Consider the following 340-nt stretch of genomic DNA (forward strand, 5'->3'; position numbering starts at 1 on the left):
CCTTCCTCCTCGCTGAAAGTACTTTACAACCCGAAGGCCTTCTTCATACACGCGGCATGGCTGCATCAGGCTTGCGCCCATTGTGCAATATTCCCCACTGCTGCCTCCCGTAGGAGTCTGGACCGTGTCTCAGTTCCAGTGTGGCTGGTCATCCTCTCAGACCAGCTAGGGATCGTCGCCTAGGTGAGCCGTTACCCCACCTACTAGCTAATCCCATCTGGGCACATCCGATGGCAAGAGGCCCGAAGGTCCCCCTCTTTGGTCTTGCGACGTTATGCGGTATTAGCTACCGTTTCCAGTAGTTATCCCCCTCCATCGGGCAGTTTCCCAGACATTACTC

The 340-nt window shown here is 55.9% G+C and carries 1 rRNA gene; it reads right to left on the minus strand.

Features of this window, described 5'->3' with window-relative positions:
• Window positions 1-340, minus strand: a 16S ribosomal RNA gene (locus tag FDX24_RS16275); the annotation flags it as partial.

It is taken from the genome of Citrobacter sp. wls716, from assembly GCF_005280975.1.
GTDB classification, from domain to species: Bacteria; Pseudomonadota; Gammaproteobacteria; order Enterobacterales; family Enterobacteriaceae; genus Citrobacter; species Citrobacter youngae.